This window comes from Geomonas oryzae (assembly GCF_004117875.1).
GTDB lineage: Bacteria > Desulfobacterota > Desulfuromonadia > Geobacterales > Geobacteraceae > Geomonas > Geomonas oryzae.
On sequence record NZ_RAHW01000002.1, the window covers coordinates 43,219 to 59,504 of the forward strand.

Annotated in this window: 13 protein-coding genes; 7 read left to right on the forward strand and 6 right to left on the reverse strand. The window is 59.3% G+C overall.

Annotation, left to right across the window (positions count from 1 at the left end):
- Positions 1-10 precede the first annotated feature (10 nt).
- From D6Z24_RS05010 to D6Z24_RS05025, 4 genes are all read left to right on the forward strand, one after another.
- Positions 11-1,360 (forward strand): sigma-54-dependent transcriptional regulator, encoded by a 1,350-nt coding sequence (locus tag D6Z24_RS05010; RefSeq protein ID WP_129125470.1) that lies wholly within the window; start codon positions 11-13, stop codon positions 1,358-1,360.
- A 340-nt stretch (positions 1,361-1,700) separates the two neighbouring features.
- Positions 1,701-2,228, forward strand: coding sequence for a DNA-binding protein (locus tag D6Z24_RS05015; RefSeq protein ID WP_246014573.1), 528 nt, complete (start codon positions 1,701-1,703; stop codon positions 2,226-2,228).
- Between the two features lie 21 nt (positions 2,229-2,249).
- Positions 2,250-3,134: a transporter gene (locus tag D6Z24_RS05020; protein WP_129125472.1), complete on the forward strand. Its 885-nt coding sequence runs from the start codon at positions 2,250-2,252 to the stop codon at positions 3,132-3,134.
- 35 nt (positions 3,135-3,169) lie between these two features.
- Positions 3,170-3,982: a hypothetical protein gene (locus D6Z24_RS05025; protein ID WP_129125473.1), complete on the forward strand. Its 813-nt coding sequence runs from the start codon at positions 3,170-3,172 to the stop codon at positions 3,980-3,982.
- 46 nt (positions 3,983-4,028) lie between these two features.
- On the opposite strand, the gene D6Z24_RS05030 is transcribed toward D6Z24_RS05025, so the two are convergent.
- Both D6Z24_RS05030 and D6Z24_RS05035 read right to left on the reverse strand, forming a co-directional pair.
- Entirely contained in the window at positions 4,029-6,290 is a 2,262-nt protein-coding gene (locus D6Z24_RS05030) for an ATP-binding protein (protein ID WP_129125474.1), read from the reverse strand.
- A gap of 14 nt (positions 6,291-6,304) precedes the next feature.
- Positions 6,305-7,153 (reverse strand): phosphate/phosphite/phosphonate ABC transporter substrate-binding protein, encoded by an 849-nt coding sequence (locus tag D6Z24_RS05035; RefSeq protein WP_129125475.1) that lies wholly within the window; start codon positions 7,151-7,153, stop codon positions 6,305-6,307.
- A 166-nt stretch (positions 7,154-7,319) separates the two neighbouring features.
- On the opposite strand from D6Z24_RS05035, the gene D6Z24_RS05040 reads away from it, so the two are divergent.
- Complete coding sequence (locus D6Z24_RS05040; RefSeq protein WP_129125476.1) at positions 7,320-7,625, forward strand: hypothetical protein; 306 nt, start codon at positions 7,320-7,322, stop codon at positions 7,623-7,625.
- A gap of 505 nt (positions 7,626-8,130) precedes the next feature.
- Here the strand turns inward: D6Z24_RS05040 and D6Z24_RS05045 are convergent.
- Both D6Z24_RS05045 and D6Z24_RS05050 read right to left on the reverse strand, forming a co-directional pair.
- Positions 8,131-8,850 carry a creatininase family protein gene (locus tag D6Z24_RS05045; protein WP_129125477.1) on the reverse strand — a complete coding sequence of 240 codons (720 nt, stop codon included), beginning with the start codon at positions 8,848-8,850 and terminating at the stop codon, positions 8,131-8,133.
- Positions 8,851-8,923: 73 nt separating this feature from the next.
- The gene (locus D6Z24_RS05050; RefSeq protein ID WP_129125478.1) at positions 8,924-12,709 is read right to left on the reverse strand and encodes a PAS domain S-box protein; all 3,786 of its coding nucleotides are present in this window, start codon (positions 12,707-12,709) and stop codon (positions 8,924-8,926) included.
- Positions 12,710-12,972: 263 nt separating this feature from the next.
- Between D6Z24_RS05050 and D6Z24_RS05055 the strand changes: the two genes are divergently transcribed.
- Positions 12,973-13,797 (forward strand): CvfB family protein, encoded by an 825-nt coding sequence (locus D6Z24_RS05055; protein ID WP_129125479.1) that lies wholly within the window; start codon positions 12,973-12,975, stop codon positions 13,795-13,797.
- Positions 13,798-13,883: 86 nt separating this feature from the next.
- Here the strand turns inward: D6Z24_RS05055 and D6Z24_RS05060 are convergent, their stop codons facing one another.
- Positions 13,884-14,558, reverse strand: a complete 675-nt coding sequence (locus D6Z24_RS05060; RefSeq protein ID WP_129125480.1) for a Bax inhibitor-1/YccA family protein — start codon at positions 14,556-14,558, stop codon at positions 13,884-13,886.
- 223 nt (positions 14,559-14,781) lie between these two features.
- On the opposite strand from D6Z24_RS05060, the gene D6Z24_RS05065 reads away from it, so the two are divergent.
- A complete protein-coding gene (locus D6Z24_RS05065) occupies positions 14,782-15,105 on the forward strand; it encodes a hypothetical protein (protein WP_129125481.1) in 324 nt (107 codons plus the stop codon).
- 77 nt (positions 15,106-15,182) lie between these two features.
- Here the strand turns inward: D6Z24_RS05065 and D6Z24_RS05070 are convergent, their stop codons facing one another.
- Positions 15,183-16,247, reverse strand: coding sequence for an NADH:flavin oxidoreductase/NADH oxidase (locus tag D6Z24_RS05070; RefSeq protein ID WP_129125482.1), 1,065 nt, complete (start codon positions 16,245-16,247; stop codon positions 15,183-15,185).
- Positions 16,248-16,286 lie beyond the last annotated feature (39 nt).

Consider the following 16,286-nt stretch of genomic DNA (forward strand, 5'->3'; position numbering starts at 1 on the left):
AGGAGCCGAGATGAAGGGAACCGTGTTGGTAATCGAGGACGACGACACTTTTCGCAGTTTCCTGCAGACCATCCTGCAGGACGCAGGGTACGAGGTCGAATGCGCGGCGGACGGCGCGAAAGCCTTGCGCGAGTTGCGCCGGCGCAGCTTCGACGTGGTGGTCTCCGACCTGAAGCTCCCCGGAAAGAGCGGCCTCGAGATCTTCCGCGAGACGCGCGCAGACTTGGCCGCCCCGCCATTCATCTTCCTCACCGCCTTCGGCGCCGTAGAGGAGGCGGTCTCCGCCATCAAGGAGGGAGCGGTCGATTTTCTGACCAAACCGCTGCACGACCCGCAGGCGCTCATTGCGCTCGTTAGCCGCACCATAGAGGCTGAAGGAAGGGCGCGCGAGTACCTTTCCCTCAAAGAGGCGGTGGCGGCAGGACTCCCTCCGGAGGAACTTCTCTTCGCCGGGGACGCGATGCGCGTGGTGCGCCAGCTTGTGTACGACGTCTCCGGCACCATGGCGAACGTCCTCATCATGGGGGAGAGCGGAACCGGCAAGGAGCTTATCGCGCGCACCGTGCACCTCTTGAGCCCGCGCAAAAACGCCGCCTTCGTCGCCATCAACTGCGCCGCGATCCCCGAAAACCTCCTGGAGAGCGAACTCTTCGGCCACGAGAAAGGCGCCTTCACCGGTGCCGTTCAGGCCCGGCAGGGGAAGTTCGAGCTTGCCAAAGGGGGGACCATCTTCCTGGACGAGATCGGCGAGATGCCGCTTCCCCTGCAGGCCAAGCTGTTGCGCGTGATCCAGGAGCGCGCTTTTGAAAGGGTAGGGGGGACGCGGGAAATCAAGGCGGACGTCAGGATCATCGCCGCCACCAACCGCAACCTGCGCGAAGAGGTGGCTGAGAAGCGCTTCCGCGAGGACCTGTACTACCGGCTGAACGTCTTTCCTCTGCCGCTGCCGCCGCTGCGCGACAGGGAGGACGCCATCCCCATCCTGGTCGAATACTTCATGCAGCGCTTTTGTCAGCAGATGGGGAAATCCCTCAAAGGGATCGATTACGATGCGATCACGACGCTGCGCCGCTATCACTGGCCCGGGAACATCCGGGAACTGCAAAACGTCATGGAGCGCGCCGTCATCCTTTCCAGGGACCTGGTGAGGCAGGAGGCGCTACCGGAAGAAATCATTTGCCAGTCGGAGGGACGATGCCTCTGCAGCCGTGACCGGCTGAAAGGGACGGAACGTGAGATGATCACCCAGGCGCTTACCAGGCACGGCGGCAACAGGCGTCTTGCCGCCGAGGAGCTCGGCATGTCGCGCCGTTCGCTGCAGTACAAGTTGAAGGAACACGGCTTGCTCGAGGAGAGCTAGGTGGTGCAAACGGCCGGCCGGGATGTGCAGCTTTTTGCACCGAATAACACCCTCATCAAAAACACTCTTTCATTGAAAGCGCACTATTACAGGCTCTTACCCGATTGTCTTACGGTGGCACGGACCGTGCTCATCTACTGATCGTGGTGCACCAAAGGGAGGAGTTTGCGGATCTGCAGTTCGCGACTCCAAGGCAACGGACTGAGAGGGGAGAACGATGAGAGTATTGGCAGTCGCATTGGTAGTGATATCGGCCGCGGTGCTGCTTAACGGATGCTGCATGTTGCATCCGATGTGGTGACCAATGACAAGGTGGTGAAATGTTATGTCGTACAGGAGGTTGACCTTAACGCTGATCTTGTCGATCTTTCTCAGCGGTCCCGCGGGAAACGCTTCCGCCGGATTTCTCGGTTTCGGTTCCGAGGAGAAAGGGAAAACCGGGTTGGACTTCAACCGGGGCTACGACCTCAACACCGTAGGGGTCGTGAACGGGCATGTCTCGTCGTTGCCGCACGCAGTTGAAAATGGGCAGTACGCCTTCGAGATCCAAACCGGGGGCGGCCCCGTCGACGTGACCGTCGGGCCGGGCTCTTACTGGCAAAAATCCGGGATCGCCGTCCGAATCAACGACGAAATCAGCGCCAAAGGCGCGAAAGCACAGGGGCAGGATGGGAAGCAGTACCTGCTTACCCAGAAGCTGGTGAATCGTACCACGGGCACCACGGCAGAACTGCGCAACGAAAACGGTGCCCCGGTCTGGTCCGGCAAAAGTTCGGGTTCTTCTGGGTTTCGTTCCCAGGACGGACGCTTCGGTGGCGGATTCATGCGAGGCGGCGGCATGATGGGCGGCGGCATGATGCGGCGCTAGCGGCGGCGCGATGGAGAGGTGATGATAAACACGTTTCACCGTAGCAAGGTCTGGTTCGGCTTACTGCTGGCAGCCGCTTTCGCGGCCCCTGGAACCGCGATGGGGGCGGGACCAGCCGTCTCGGCCTCGCTTGGCTTCGAGTTTGCTTCGGGCGACTACGGAACAGGAACCACGACGCGCTCGCTTTACCTCCCCTTTACCCTGACCGTCGCGCCTACCGAAAGACTCGGCTTCTCACTTGAAGTACCTTACGTCTACCAGAGCAACTCGGCGGTCAACACCGGAGTGCTCCTCGGCTCCGGCGGCCAGATGGCGGGGATGCGGAAACAGGTTGCTGCCATGGGCGGTTCCATGGGCGGAACCTCAAGCGGGAGCGGAGGCGGTACGATGTCGTCGGCCGCTCCTGATAACTACGGACGTTCCGCCAGCGGAGTAGGGGATGTAACGGCGAAGGCGGGGTATGTGCTGGTGGAGGAAGGGGAGCTCATGCCCAGGATCAGGCCTTACCTGTCGGTGAAGTTCCCCACCGGGGACAAAGACCGCGCCCTCGGTACCGGCTCCTTCGATGAGGGGGCCGCGGTCGAGTTTTTCAAACAGCTTGGCAACTGGTACTCCTTCGCAGAAGTTGGCTACACCTTTCAGGGGCACTCGTCGGTCCTGCCTCTCAAGGATTACGTGAGCTTCAACGCCGGAACCGGTTACGCGGTAACAGAAAAGCTGCTCCCGATGCTGATCGTGAAAACGTCTTCGGCGCCCATCTCGGGGAGCAGTCAACTGCTGGAGACACGACTCAAGCTGAAGTATCTGGCGACCACCAGCACCGGCATCGAAGCCTATGCCGGCAAAGGTTGGACCCGCAGCAGCCCCGATTTCACCAGCGGGATTTCCATTACTTACGATTTCTAAATTCCCAGTTATAAGAACAGTTACAGGAGGATGATATGAAAACACGGTTCATCGGGTTTGCGGCGGTCGTCGCGGCAGGGATGTTGGCAGGCTGTGGCGGCGGTGGTTCTTCTACGACGGATACGACCAAGGTCGCAGGGAAAGTGGCTGACGGCTATCTGCAGTACGCCACCGTGTTCATGGACAAAAACGGAAACTACCTCCCCGACGCGGGTGAGCCTTCCGCCCAGACCGACGAAAACGGCGCATACACGCTCACCGTAGATCCTGCCGACGTCGGGAAATACCCCATCGTCGCCATGGCGGTGCAGGGCGTTACCATCGACAAGGATACCGGCATGAAGGTGGCCAAGAGCTACCTGATGAGCATGCCGAAGGAAAGCGTCTCCGGCACGGTGAGCAGCAACTTCATCAGTCCGCTCACGACCCAGGTACGCGAGATGCTGGAGACCGGAAACTACACGATGGACCAGGCGATGACCCAGTTAAGGGACAGGCTCCACCTTGATTCGGGGTCGAACGTTATGGGCGATTACATCGAAGGGCAGAACCCGACCATGCACAGCACGGCACAAAACATGGCGACCATCATGGGGGGGCAGATGGGACAAGTGTTCGCCACTTCCGGCTCGACGACTACGGTGGACGTGAACCGCTACCGCGGCATGATGGGGGCCATGTTCAGCAACATGTCCTCGGTGCGCGCGGCGAACACCAATACGGACATGACTCAGCTGATGAATCAGATGACCTCCACGCTTGACACGATCAGCATCGCGCAACCCTTCCACAACATGTCTTCGTACTATCGCCAAGGCATGATGGGGAGCGGCGGCATGGGGATGTAACGCCGGACCGGGCGCCCGGATCACACCAGCCGGGCGCCTTCGTCTTTCAACTCGCTAACGCCTCGCGAACCTTCAAGGCGAGCGACTCCACGCTGAAAGGCTTCTGCAGAAAGCACATCTCCGCTCCTATCTTGCCCCTTTCGGCTATGACGTCCGACGTGTATCCGGACATGAACAGGCACTTCATTTCCGGGCGGCTTTCCAACAGCCGTTCCGACAGGTCTCTGCCGTTCATGCCCGGCATGATGATGTCGGTCAAAAGCAGGTCGATCTTCTCTTTGCTGTTCTCGGATATGTCGATCGCTTCCTCGGGTGAGGCGGCCGGATAGACTCGATACCCAAGCTGCTTCAAGATGGTGGCGCCGATTTCCATGATGGCGGGCTCGTCCTCGACCAGCAGTACCGATTCCGTCCCTCCGGCCGGACGTTTCTTCTCCTGCGTCACTTCTCGGGAACTGGTTGCAACTGCCGGAAAATACACGGTGAATACGGACCCTTTTCCAACCGAGCTGGTGACCTCTATGTGTCCGCCGTTTTGCTTCACTATGCCGAAGACGGTCGCAAGCCCGAGTCCGGTCCCGCGTCCGAGCTGCTTCGTCGTGTAGAAAGGCTCGAAGATCCTCTCCATCACCTCCGCGCTCATGCCGCAACCGCTGTCCGCCACCACCAGTCTGACGTACGCCCCTGGAGCGAGGTCTCCGACACGGGCCCGTTCCGCACTGCCAACCATGACGTTGTCTGTGAAAATCTCGATCTTGCCGATGCCGGCAATGGCATCGCGGGCGTTGACGCAAAGGTTCGCCATGACCTGGTCCAACTGGCTTGGATCGAGTCGCACATGGCTCAACTCGAAGCCCGGGGACCAGGAGAGATCGATGTCCTCTCCGATGAGGCGGTGCAGCATCTTGAGCATCCTGGCGATGGTCTCGTTCAGGTCGAGCACTTTGGGCTCGGCGTGCTGCTGGCGGGAAAAGGCGAGGAGTTGCCTGGTTATCTCTGCGGAGCGGCTTGCCGCGTCCAGAATCTCCCGAAGCCTGTCCTGCATCTGCCCGGAAAGGTCGTTTGCCAACAGGGCAAGTTCCGCATGGCCGATGATAACCCCGAGCATGTTGTTGAAATCATGGGCTACACCGCCGGCGAGTTGCCCGATGGCCTCCATCTTCTGCGACTGCGCGAGCTGGTGCGCGAGCACGCGCCGCTCTTCCTCCATCTCGGCCTTCTCGGTAACGTCCTTGATCACCAGCACCATGCCGCCCAGCTGATCGGCCGCGTCAAGAATCGGAGCGCCGTTGACGGTCACCGTACGGTCGGTACCGTTTTTCGAGCGCAACCGACGCGTGCCCGGCAGCTCCAGCGTGCGTCGTGCCTCAAGCACGGAGAGCAGCTCACGCAAAGCGTCTGCGTCACCGGCGCCCCCCTCGATCCGCAGCACGCGGTCCAGGTGCTCCCCTTGAACCTCATCCTGCTTCCATCCGGTGAGCGTCTCGGCAACGTGGTTCAAAAAGACGATCCTGCACCCGGTATCGGTAGCGATCACGCCATCGCCGATGGACTGCAAGGTGACTGCGAGACGTTCCTGCTCTGCCACAAGGCGCTTTTCCGCCTCATGCAGGCGCGCGGACGAGTGGTTGAGCGCGTCGGCAAGGCTGTCGATCTCCAAGACCCCGCGCTGGACCGGCACTTGCGCCCCTTTGCGGTCCTGCAACTCCCCGGCGAACCGGCTCAGTTCGCGGATCGCGCGCAGCGGCGGACGCACCACCAGGACCATCAACAAGGTTCCCACGAGGATCCAGAGCGCGCCGATCTGGAGTGAGCTGCGCCATGCGGCGTGCTGCAAATCGCGCGCGGTTTCCAGCGTTAGTGCCATCCGCACCCAACCGAGGTGGTCTCCGGCCAGGATCGGAGCCCAGCTGACCAGTTGGTCACCTTCGCGGCCGAGACTCGGCTCGCGCCCGCGCGGCGCAGGGAAATGCCTGACATCGTAGGTCAGGTGCGGCGCCTCTCCGCGCGAGGGACGTACCACGTTGCACAGCACGTTGCCGTCCGGCTCGATGACCAGGACGCTCAGCACCTCCGGGATGTGGGCCGCATTCATCATCTGGCTTTCCAGCCCGGCATAATCCTTAACAACCAGAAAATTCGCGGCATTATCTGCGTAGCTGTGAGACAGCACTCGAAGGTTGTTCGACAGAGACTGCACGTAGACTGACTGTTGCCTGCTGCCTATGCGCCAGCCGTACACCGCGATCATCGCAGTGAGGATCATGGTGAGGGAGACGATGATTTTTACGTCGAGACGTTTGAACATTGAGTGAATCCCGGTTATTTCGGCTGCTGTTTGTCCAATCGCTCGAAGTCCACTTTGGCGAAGAAGGAGTAATCACGGTTATAGTCGGCACGGATCGGCTTTGACAGTTTCACCGTGTCCAGGATCTTTCTACCCTGGTCGGACTCGTCCAGTCGAAGCAGGGCCGCTGTCACCGTTTCCTGTACGTGCTTCGGCACGCGCGGGTGGGCAGCGAAAGGGTGGGGTGCCATTCTTTCCGTTTCCAGGATGACGCGGAACTCCTTTCGCATCTCGGGTACGTCGTTCATCATGCTGGTGTCGAGCGTGGCTCCCGCGTCGGCCTTTCCGACCAGAACGCTCTTCGCTACATTGATGGTCGACCCGCTGAACGAGACGTTGTAGTCGATCGCACCCTGTCCGGTCAGCATGGAATGGCGCGTGATGACGCTGCAGACGTTCTTCGGTCCGACAAAGGCGATGGTCTTTCCCTTTAATTCGTTCACCTTGGTATAAGGCGAGTCCTTGCGCACGAAAACCTGTCCGCGGATCATGTGGGAGCTGCGCACCAGCGGAATGTACTTCTGCTTCTGGTAAGCGAGGAAGAACATGTTGGGAGGGGCGTAGAGAAAGTCGGTCTGCCCGGCCTGCGCATCGGCCAGGAAGGTATTGATCTTGTCGTAAAGCTTGAGCTCGATCCTGACGCCGGTTTCTTTGGATAGATGCTCCACGAGCGGTCTCCAGTTCTTGTGCAAGGTGACCGCGGGGAGGTTAGGTACGACGGCAAGGGTGTAAACCCTTTCGGCCGCCGAAGAGGAGCAGGGGAGGGCAATCAGCAGAAGCAGTAACAACGTAAGACAACAAAAGCCATTCTTGAGGTAAAACATCATCTCCCTCCACGTATGAGCTCAGCTGCTTTGGTCATAAAAACCTCACGACCAAGATATTAATACCATGTATTTGGGAAATGTCAGTCATTGCTGCTTGATTTATAATTTGAGTCTAATATCATCAATCACTATGACAGAAAATACGTTCTGGAAAGGGAGAACAATGAAGAAAACGACTCTTGCAATATTTGCGGTGATGAGCCTTGTGCGTGGTGCGGGGGTGGCCGGGGCAGATACTGTCGAGATCACCTACAGTTCCGGGAAGGTTCAGACGGTCGAACTGGAAGGCAAGGCCAAGGAAGTTCAGGACATCAGACTAAAAGAAGTGACGGCAGTACCGCTGCCGGAAAAGATGAGGGACTTCTTCAAAGGAGAAAAGCCGGGACAGCAGCCCACAGTGAATGAGCAGCCGTCACCCGCCAAAAAAACCGGTCCCACCTTTAAATGGGCGCCACCTGTCTCCGAGTAGTAGCAATCCGCCATTTCGGCGCAACGCAGTCTGGAAGAGAGGAGAGAGCAACTCCCGTCCTCGACCGTCTTGATGCCGCCCCCGCCTTCCCTTCATGTTACGTCCCATAAGATATATTATGTCAAGTTGAAGATGTCTTTTGGCGAAGTGATGCGGCGCCGACCTCCCTTGCCCACGATACGAGGCCTATAGCTGGTGTCCCATTACCGAAGCTCGTTTCACGATCTGGTCTGGAATCGACATCGGATGGAGCATCCACTGCCGTCCATTGCTCCTACTCTGCTCCGACTCCGCCCGTCCCATTCGTCGCACTCGACGTTCAGGGGCCGCGTCACGATGCTTCGCACATTCCTGCCAGAACGACAGCCTGCCCATGTCGGCACGCCGATTTGCCCGTGACATCACCTGTTGACGCCATGAACGCAAAATCAGGTGCAGGCCTACCCCTGCACCGGATCAAAAAGTCCCTTTAAACGGCAAATTTGGAGGCCGGTTTTTCGGCGCCTCACCAGCGCCTGCTTTCGAGCGCCCGAACCAGCTCCACGACCTTGTCAGCCACCAGTGATTCCAACAACTTGCCTTTTTCCGCGGTGGCTTTGCCGGGATCTCCCCAGACACCGCCCGGCCAGAAGCTGCGCTTGTCGCGCACCAGGATGCCGGTCGGAAAACTCGGATATTCGGCTGCGGCGGTACCCTTGACCAGATGCGGATGCGAATGCATGATACGCGAGGTCTCGATCTCGCCGGCATGTGCGTCGCCGCGCGTCTCGATCAGGTGCGCGCCAGTTTCCTTCGCCAGGTCGTACTCCGTGACCACGGCCATGTTTATCTCCGGCAACTCCTGAATCAGTTCTTCACCGGCGTCCTGCAGCGCCATGCGATGCGATCCACCGGCATGTCCGGTCAAAACTATGAAGTTCGCCAGTCCCTGTGCATGCAGCGAACGTACGATGTCCTTGAGAAGCGCCTTCAAGGTTCCGGTGCTGATGGAAATCGTGCCGGGATGACGCGACGTGGACCGGCAGGAACCGTAATGGATCGGCGGCACCACAAAGAGCGGTATGCGCTCGGCGGCACGCTTGCCGACTTCGTATGCCTCGATGGTGTCCGTCGACAAAGGCAAATGACTCCCGTGTTCCTCGACGGAACCAAACGGTATGTATACGGTCTTGCAAGTGCGCAATCCCGCGGCGAATTCCTCCATGGTCATGTTTTCAACGATCATTTTACCGCCTAGGTGTTCGTTTTTATTGGGTTTAACCACCCTCCCCTCTCTACAGGACGAAGAGGGGAGACGGCTATGCGTCGAGCATCTCCCGGACCTTTCTCGCGAGTTCGAGCGGCTTCGCAGGTTTTTTAATGATATCGACCCCTTCCATGAAAATCCCCTTGTCCTCGATGACGTCCGCCGTGTAGCCGCTCAGGGCCAAAACCTTAAGGTGCGGGGAGCGCTCCCGGAGAGCCTCACAGAGCTGTTTTCCGTTCATCTTGGGCATGATCACGTCGAGCAGCGCCAGACTTATGTCGTGTCCGTTCGACTCGAACAATTCCAGGGCGTCCTCGCCGCTGCCTGCCAGCATGACCCGATAGCCGTAACGCCTCAAGACCGATTCCACGAGCCTCCCCACAGCCGGGTCATCTTCGACTACAAGGATGGTTTCGTTCCCCCCTTCGGGAATGAACGTCTGGGCGGCTTCTTTCGACTTGATGGCCTTCTCTGCCAGCGGAAGGTAGATGCTGAAAGTGGTGCCGAAGCCTTTCTGGCTGCTTATGGTGATGTAGCCTCCATGCTGCTTGATGATGCCGTAGACAATGGAGAGACCTAGGCCGGTGCCGCGTCCCGGGAGCTTGGTGGTGAAGAAGGGCTCGAAGATCTTCCGCTGTGTCTCGGCGTCCATCCCGCCCCCCGTATCGGCAACGGTGACAAGGGCATAGCGCCCTGGAACGCCGTAGCCGTGCAGGCGATGGAATTCGTTGTCGAGGGTGACCGCCGCCGTCTTGATGCTGAGCTCCCCGCCGCCGGGCATGGCGTCCCTTGCGTTGGTAGCAAGGTTCATCAGCACCTGTTCCAACTGCCCGCTGTCGGCCATCACCGGCAGCGGCACCTCGCTGAAATCGGCCTTCAGAGCGACGTCTTCGCCGATGATGCGCATGAGGAATTTGGAATGCCGGCGCGCCAGCTCGTTTAGTTCGACCTGCTGCATCACCATGACCTGCTTCCTGCTGAACGCGAGCAGACTCTTCGTCAGGTGCGTCGCACGGTCCGCGGCATCGAGGATCTGCTCCATGTTTTCGAGCATGGGATCCCCTTCGGGCAGCGAGTGCTGGAGTAACTGGCCAAACCCCATGATCACCGTGAGGATGTTGTTGAAGTCGTGCGCAACGCCGCCTGCCAATTGACCGACCGCCTCCATCTTCTGGGCCTGACGCAACTGTTCTTCGAGCTTTTTGCGCTCGCCTATGTTCTCCATGAAGGCCATGTAATGGCTGATCGCGCCGGAAGCGTTACGGATGGGCGAGATGGTGGCATGTTCCCAGATCATGCTGCCGTCCTTGCGACGGTTGTAAAGCTCTCCGGTCCAGACTCGTCCCGCCGAGATGGTCTCCCACATCCCCCGGTACAGTTCCGGAGCGGTCGTACCGCTCTTGAAGATGCGGGGATTCTGACCGGTCACTTCGTCTGTGGTATAGCCGCTCACCTGGGTGAATTTAGGGTTCACATACTCTATATTGCCGTGCGGATCGGTGATCAGTATGGAGACCGGGCTCTGCATGACGGCCTGGGAGAGCTTCAGCAACTGTTCCTCCGACTGCCTCCGCTCCGTCACATCCTTGTAGATCACCACGGAACCGACCAATTCACCACCTTCACGGATGGGACTGCAGGTGTATTCCGCATAGAAACTGGAACCGTCCTTGCGCCAGAACAGCTCGTCACTCCCCTGGTAGGGGCGTCCCTCGCAACAGGCGGCGGCCATGGCGCATTCATCTTCCGGGTAGTGAGAGCCATCCTCGCGGGTGTGATGCATGAGGGCATGCTGGGATCTGCCCAAGAGCTCTTCCTGGGACCAACCGACCATCTGGGCTGCAGCGGGATTGGCAAAGGTGATTCTGCCGTCCCTGTCGACGCCGTTGATCCCCTCGCCGGCAGCATCGAGGATGAGCTGAAATTGGCGCCTTGTCTTTTCATGCGCCTCCTGGGCGTTCTTGCGGGCCGTTATGTCCTCGACGGTCTGGATCGCACCTAACACCGTGCCGTTCCTGTCACGTATCGGAGCTGCGGTCAGCGTCAGATGATGGAGCTCACCTTTAGGATCGTGATAGGAAGTCTCCGCTTGAATCGCCCCGGCAATCAGCCCAGAGCTCATGTTGTTGCTGAAGTACCTCTCTATCCCTGCGATGTCGCCGTCCAGGACGAGGTCGGCAAGTAAAGGCCGGCCATCGTCGTAAAAGAGGCTTGCGATCTGTCGTTGTCCGAGAACGTCAGCCGCCTTCACACCGGTCAAGGCTTCGAATGCGTAATTCCAGATGATGACGCGGTGCTCGCTATCCAGCACGAAGGTCGGCATCGCGGAGTTGAGAACCAAACTTTCCGCAAACTCCTTCTGCGCCTGGAGCGCTGCTTCCGCATGTTTTCGCTCGGTGATGTCGAGCATGACTCCGACCAGACCGCCGCATGAGCCGCTTGGTGCGGCAAAGCTGGTCTTGAAGAACATGACTTCCCTGGGGGTATGCTGGCCGTCGTAAGCCCGGCTTTCGTACACCTGCACCCCGCCTTTGGACAGAAGCTCCAGGTCGGCGCGCTGATGGATGTCGGCAAGCGCGGGAGTGGTTAGATCCAGCACCGTCTTGCCGAGTACGGCCTCCCTGGTCGTACCGGTGAAATCGAGGAAGGCCTGGTTGCAGCCGAGGTACCTGCCGTCGGGCCCCTTGTAGAAAACCGGTATCGGGGTCACCTCGATAAGCTTCTGTGAGAACTCCAACTGCCGCTGCAGTTCGGTCTTTTGCTGATCCAGCTCGTGAAGAAGCTGGTTGAAGGCATCTCCCAGCACACCGAGTTCGTCGCCGGTTTCGACGACGATGGGCGTTGCCTGCTCTTCTTTGCCCTGGGCGAGCTTCCTGATTTGCTCGGTGAAGGATACAAGCGGTGCAGTGAGGAATTTCATGCACAGCCACACGACGAGAGTGGATGCGAGCAGCACCACGACGAGGGCGCCTGCGATGTAACTGCGGACCTTGCGGATCGGGGCGTATGCCTCCTGCTGCGGAAAGTTGCTGGCGAGGATCCAGCCGGTGGTTTTGAGCCGCTTGAAGGAGCTGATCACATGGACGCCGCGTGAATTTGTCGTCTCCCCGGTACCTTCGAACCCGGCGATCGCCTTGTCATAAAGCACGTTCACCCCAGCAGGGACGTCCTGTTTCAGGATCCGGCTGCGATCGGGGTGGGCAATCATCACCCGGTCCCTGTTGTAGAGGTAGATATAACCTTTTTCCCCAAGGACTATGGTCCCCAGCTTGGTGAGGACGTTGGGCCTCGTGAGGTCAAGGCTCCCTGCGAGAACGCCCGCCACCTCGCCGTGCTCATCCAGTAACGGCGCGGTCAGCATGACGATGGGATGATGGTGCGGCTGAGCGGAGATGAACGGTTGGGAGATACGGGGCTGGCGCGTGGCCAGGGTCTCCTTCAGGTAGTCACGGTAGAGAAAATTCTTCCCGATGATACCAGGTTCGTACGGGTTCCCTGAGACCAGGGTCCCCTGGGGGGAGAAAAGGAACAGCCCGTTGTCGAACATGGCAAGAGTATCGGGGCGCTCCGCGAAAAAACGGCTCAGTGCGGCGGGGTTATGCAGGTCCTCTTTTTTAAGCGTGCTCGCCGTGGCGACGAGTTCCGTCTGCATGATGCGGAACCTGTCGTCGATCTGGTCCGCGACGGCGGAAACCATGTTGAACTGCTGGGTGAACAACAGGGCCTTTAGCTGGTCGACGAAGTACAACTGGGCGGTGAGCGCAAGAACGGTAAGCAACCCGGCGAAAAGCAGGGAGATGGCAACCGTCATCTTGGTCTTCATGCTGAAGGACCGCAAGCGGCCTCCTTTTATGGCGGAGTTATCGCACGACGACTGCACGCACGACTTGCAAACATAGTATGAAAGAAGAAGCGATGTCTATATAAAACATGGCCGGCAGGGATAGCGGAAAAGCCTGTTTGATTGCGGTCTTCCCGCCATACCCGACTAAGCCTGGCCGTGTTGCATCTAAGAAGTGAAAAAGATCGTTAGGCTGAGGAAGCGATCTGTTATAGTATCGGTGCCTCGCCGGCAATGCATTAGGAAAAGGAGCGAAACAAATGCTGGAGATCGGCAAGTACAACCGCCTTGAAGTTAAGAAGCTGAGCGCCATCGGCGCCTATCTGGACTCGGAGCTTGGAGAGATCCTGCTGCCGACCAAGTACATGCCCCCCGGGTTGCACCACGGCGAGCACCTGAAGGTGTTCGTCTATCTCGACTCGGAGGACCGCCTCATCGCCACTACCCTGGAGCCAAAGGCGCAGGTCGGCGAGTTCGCCCTCCTCGAGGTGAAGGACGTAAGCCGCGTGGGGGCTTTTCTCGAATGGGGGCTGGAAAAGGACCTCCTGGTGCCGTTCAGGGAACAGCCCCGCCCGATGCAAAAAGGGGAAAGGTACATGGTGCGGGTTTACCTCGACCCGTCCGGCCGTATCGCGGCTTCGGCGCGGCTCGCCAAGTTCCTGGAGAAGTCCCCTGCCGGGCTGAAGGAAGGGCAAGAGGTAGAGCTCACCTTGTACGAATTCGGCGACCTGGGCGCCAAGGTGATCATCGACGGGCGCTATGACGGCCTCTTATTCAGAAGCGAGCTTTTCGGCAGCTACCAGGTGGGCGACACCCTTCCCGGCTATATCGGCAAGATCAGAAACGACGGCAAGATCGACGTGACCTTGCGCAAGTCAGGAAAACAGGACGCCGCCGGCGGCCGGGAAACGCTGCTGCGGATTCTGAGCGAGCGCGGCGGTTTTCTGCCGGTCGGGGACAAGTCCCCTCCGGAACTCATCGCCGAGATGTTCAGGATGAGCAAAAAGAGCTTCAAGACCTTGATCGGCAACCTCTACAAGGAGGGGGTCATCGAGATAACGAAGGACGGGATCAGGCTGCGCTAGTCTGTTTGCAGCGACTAAAAGAGCCCCGGGTGGTCGACACGCCGGGGCTCTTTTATTTTCTACGTAGGGAGCGTCCCCCGCTGTTTTTACCTGCGGTTACCGAAGAACCTGAGCAGGAGCAGGAACATGTTGATGAAGTCGAGGTAAAGGGTCAGCGCGCCGAGGATGGCCCCCTTCCCTCCCGAGCCGCCCATCTGCTTGATCCTCTGGGTGTCATAGGCGGTGAGACCGGTGAACACTATGACGCCGCAAAGGCTCATGACCCAGTTGACCATCGGGCTTTGCAGGAAGATGTTCACAAGAGATGCGATCACCACACCGATGAGCCCCATGAAGAGAAAGCTCCCCCAGGAAGAGAGGTCGCTTTTGGTGAGGTAGCCGTAGAGGCTCATGGCACCGAACATGCCTGCTGTCACCAGAAAGGTCGACGCGATCGAGGATTGGGTATAGGCGACGAAGATCGTGGACATGGTGACGCCGTTCAAGGCTGCATAGACGAGGAAAAGGGCGCTCGCCGTGGCGCTGCTGATCCTGTTGATGGCACCGCTAATGGCAACCACGAGGCCGAGTTCGCCGAAAACGAGGGCGTAGAAGAGCAGCCGGTTGCCTAAGATGGCCTGTAAAAGAACCGGCGAAGATGCGGTAACCATGGCGACGAAGGCGGTGAGGAACAACCCTCCCCCCATCCAGCCGTAGACGCCGCGCATCACAGAGCTGTTTGCGACGGTTATCGTTCTGTACTGCGTCTGGTATCTTTCCATTGATGCTCCTTGTGTGTCCGACTCTTTTAGAACCGGAGGTCATGTTCGTAGTTTCAGCTCAGCCATCATTTATACCATTACAACTGACACCAGGGCATCAAAATAAACACCGCCACCGGAATTTTCAAGGCTGCGTGATACAATCTAGGCTTTCGTTTCGGCGAGCGTCGAAAGAAGACGCCGCTATTACGGCTTTTGCCGCACATATAAAGGAGGACGTACCATGTTGAAGAAATCAGCCATCCTTGTCTGTATCATTTCGATGGTCCCGGCCGCAGCCGGCGCCCAGGAGGTGACCACGCTCGCCCAGGCCCAGCCTGCGGAGGAGGCCCCGGCCACGGTCAACCTGATGCCCCGGGAAAACCGTACCGGCGTGGTCCTGGCTGCGAACGATGTACAGGGGACCCGGGAAGAGCGCCCGAAAAAGACGCACACCGGTCTTACCTTCAAGGAATTCTGCGACGTCCACTTCGGCGAGTACCGTTGGGTGTACTGGGTCGGCGCCGTCGCGGCGATCGTGGCCATTCATGTGGTGGCAGCAGACTAGCCACCCAAAAAAGGGCGGCAGGAAAAACTTCCTGCCGCCCTTACCGTAAACTCCCCTACCCTTACCACCACTGCACCCTATTTCGCCCTTTCATACTGCAAGGGCCACGGCAGGTCCACCCCGAGCGCCTTGGCGGCATGCAGCGGCCAGTACGGGTCTCTCAGCATGGCGCGCGCGAGCAGCACGGCGTCGGCAAGCCCGGTGGCAACGATCTGTTCGGCTTGCGCAGGATCGGTGATGACCCCGACGGCCCCGGTGGCTATCCCCACCTCCTTCCTTATCTCGGCAGCAAACGGTACCTGGAAGCCCGGTCCAAACGGCGGCATAGCCTCCGGAACGAGTCCCCCCGAGGAACAGTCGATAAAATCGATCCCCATCTCCTTGAGCGCCCGGACGAGGTAAAGGGTCTGTTCCAGGTCCCAGCCCCCCTCCATCCAGTCAGAAGCGGACACCCGGACGAACACGGGGAGGTGCTCGGGCCAGATGTCGCGCACGGCTTTCGCAACCCTGAGAGGAAAGCGGCAACGGTTCTCAAGCGACCCGCCGAAATCGTCGCTGCGCCGGTTCGAAAGCGGCGAGAGGAACTCGTGCAGGAGATAACCGTGCGCCATGTGGATCTCCACGACCTCGAAGCCGGCGTCGATACTGCGGCGGGCTGCTGCGGCGAACTGGCCTAAAAGGGTCTCCAGGTCCTGAACGGTGGCTTCCCTGGGGAGTACCGGCTCCTCTTTCGAGAAAGGGACCGAACTCGGCGCGACGGTCTGCCAGCCGCGGTTTCCGGCGTCCACGGGGCGCCCCCCCTTCCACGGGAGATCGGTGGAGGCTTTGCGCCCGGCATGGGCCAACTGGATCCCGGGTACGGAGCCGTGCTCCTTGATGAAACGGGTTATCGGTGCGAAGGCTGCGGCGTGCTCGGCGCTCCAGATGCCGCTGTCGTCAGGCGAGATCCTTCCCTGCGGCGTCACCGCGGTGGCCTCCACCATGACCAGTCCGGCTCCCCCGACGGCACGGCTTCCCAGATGCACCATGTGCCAGTCGGTAGGGAGCCCGTCCCTGCTGGAGTACATGCACATCGGAGAGACGAAAATGCGATTTTTGATGACCAGTTCGCGCAGGGTAAGCGGGGTGAAAAGACGGCTCATGTTGAGATGACCTCCAGGTTGTTTGACATCTGCGGCAGT